This is a genomic window from Bradyrhizobium sp. CCBAU 11434, from assembly GCF_028128895.1.
Taxonomy (GTDB): Bacteria; Pseudomonadota; Alphaproteobacteria; order Rhizobiales; family Xanthobacteraceae; genus Bradyrhizobium; species Bradyrhizobium zhengyangense.
The window spans coordinates 1-2,558 of record NZ_LBJX01000049.1 but is presented as its reverse complement, the minus strand read 5'-3'; the positions used below and the strand labels follow the sequence as shown (position 1 = coordinate 2,558).

Genomic DNA, 2,558 nt, shown 5'->3' with positions numbered 1-2,558 from the left:
GATGATTGTCGCGCGCAAGAGTTTTGTTGAACTCTGATTGTCGCGCAGCGTCAATCAGCGACGGTTTTGGGTGTCGCGTGCGATGCCGGCCGTCCTGGACCGCGTTTTCGTTCGAGGGCGGTTCGTCTGCGATAGCTCTCGACGTTCATCTCGACGATGGTGGCGTGGTGAACGAGGCGATCGATAGCGGCGAGGGTCATGGCGGGATCCGGGAAGACCCTGTTCCATTCGCCGAATGGCTGATTGGCGGTGATCAGCATCGAGCGGCGCTCGTAGCGTGCACTGATGAGCTCGAACAGCACGCTGGTCTCGGCCTGATCCTTGGTGACGTAAGCGAGATCATCAAGGATCAGGAGATCGAAGCGATCGAGACGATTGATGGCCGCCTCGAGGTTGAGCTCGCGTCGCGCCAGCTGGAGCTTCTGCACGAGATCGGTGGTGCGGGTGAAGAGGACGCGCCATCCGTTCTCGATGAGGGCCAGGCCGATCGCTGCCGCCAAGTGGCTCTTTCCGCCGCCGGGCGGGCCGAACAACAGCAAATTGGCGCCCTTGCCCAGCCAGCTGTCACCGGCGGCGAGCGCCATCACCTGCGCCTTTGAGATCATCGGCACGGCTTCGAAGTCGAAGCTGTCGAAGGTCTTTCCGGCGGGCAAACGTGCTTCGACAAGGTGTCGTTCGATCCGACGGCGGCCGCGTTCAGCGATCTCGTGCTCGGCGATGGTGGCGAGGAAGCGGCCGGCCGGCCAGCCTTCCTTGTCGGACTGTTCGGCAAATTGCGCCCACAGCACCTTGATGGCAGGCAGACGGAGCTCATTGAGCAACAGATTGAGGCGCGCGGCATCAACCGTGTTCGTTACGCTCATGCGGCACCTCCGGTCTCGGCGGTACCGATGAGGCATTCGTAGGTCGCAAGCGGCACGAGCTGCACCACGACGTTCGGCAGGTTGGCGGGATCGGGGGCGAAGTGAGCACGTAGCCGGTTGAGGTCGGGCAGTCGGCCGGCGTCGAGGTCGGCGGTGAGCTGATCGGCGAGTTCGGTCTCGCAGCCGCGTTCATGAGCGAGCGCGAGGAGATCGACCATGATCCGGCAGGCTTTTTTGTCCGGCAAGCGTTCGCGCAAGCGATCGAAGGTCTTCCGATAGGCATCGCGCGGGAACAGCCGATCTCGGTAGACCAGATTGAGAAGCGCCATCGGCTTGCGCCGCAGGGAATGGATCACGTGCCGATAATCGACGACCTGGTCGTACTTGCCATTGGGATGCGGCCGCCCACGCGGCAGGGTGACGAGATGGGTGCCGCCGACGAACACGTCGAGACGATCATCGTAAAGGCGCACCCGCAACCGGTGACCGATCAGGCGCGATGGCACCGTGTAGAACACCTTGCGCAGGGTGAAGCCGCCGGACGATGTCACGCGGACGATCACCTCTTCGTAGTCGGAGGTGCGCCGATCGGGCAGCGCCTGCAACACCACGCGCTCGCTATCGATCCGCTTGGCGTTGCGGGCATTGCGGCGGCTGACGATCTCGTCGATGAAGCCGCGATAGGTGGCAAGATCGTCGAAGTCGACAGTTCCGCGCAGCAGCAAGGCGTCCGCGATTGCTCGCTTGAGATGACCGTGGGGCCCTTCGATCGAACCATTCTCGTGAGCAACACCTCGATTGTTGCGGGAAGGCCGCATGCCGTAATGGGCACAAAGGGCCTCGTATCGCTGCGTCAGATCGTCCCGTGCATCACGATCGAGATTGCAGAATGCGGCCGACAGACTGTCGGTCCGATGCTCCCGCGGCGCCCCACCGAGCGACCAGAGGGCATTCTGCAGGCCTTCGGCCAGGGCAACGAAGCTCTCGCCGCCAAGCACGACGTGGGCGTGCTCGAACCCGCAATAGGCCAAACGGAAGTGATAGAGACGATGATCCAGCGGTGCACCCGCAATCGTAACACCCAATTCGTCCATGTCTGTGAAGTCGGAGAGGCCGAGTTGGCCAGGCTCGTGGGTTTGGCGGAAGATCACCTCCTGCTCCTCGCCGTGGATCGCCCGCCATGCACGGATCCGACGTTCCAGGGTACGACGGATACCGCTGCCGAGACCCGGATGACGCCGTAGCATCTCCTCGAACACTGCCACCGGGCGTAAGCCAGGTGCCGCCTTCAGGATCGGGACGATCTCGGTCTCGAACACGTCGCTCAACGGGTCCGGCCGTCGCCGGCCGCGGGGCGCCTTCCTTTGCGATGGAAATCGGGGGTCTCTCTCGATCCGATAGGCGGTCGACGCACTGAATGATGCCTTGGCCGCCGCCACTGGCGGGCTATCGGTCTGACGGTACTTCATGTAGAGCCTCATCTGGTGATCTGTGATGTGTCGGCCGGGCACGCGAGTGATTCCTCTTGGCGGAAGAACCACTTGCATAACCCCGCCGGCCGCGATCACCAGTCGGCGCGGTCCTCCTCGGGATCGCGCCGACGCTGGGCTCGTAACTCCGGTCGGGCTACGCCCTCCCTACGTCACGAGCCCAGCGAAACTCTCTCACCTTGATTGACGCTGCCTTCCATCCTGA

Annotated in this window: 2 protein-coding genes; both read right to left on the bottom strand. The window is 63.2% G+C overall.

Going from position 1 to position 2,558, the window contains the following annotated elements:
- Nucleotides 1–50: 50 nt before the first annotated feature.
- A complete protein-coding gene (istB, locus tag XI06_RS13065; protein ID WP_271605505.1) occupies nt 51–863 on the bottom strand; it encodes an IS21-like element helper ATPase IstB in 813 nt (270 codons plus the stop codon).
- On the bottom strand, nt 860–2,374 hold the full coding sequence (gene istA, locus XI06_RS13060; protein ID WP_442869429.1) for an IS21 family transposase: 1,515 nt from the start codon (nt 2,372–2,374) through the stop codon (nt 860–862). The genes istB and istA overlap by 4 nt, the downstream gene beginning before the upstream one ends.
- Between the last annotated feature and the right edge of the window lie 184 nt (nt 2,375–2,558).

Bases quoted from the DNA above. Each gene is read 5' to 3' on its own strand.
- istB (WP_271605505.1), bottom strand. From the start codon at position 863: ATGAGCGTAACGAACACGGTTGATGCCGCGCGCCTCAATCTGTTGCTC.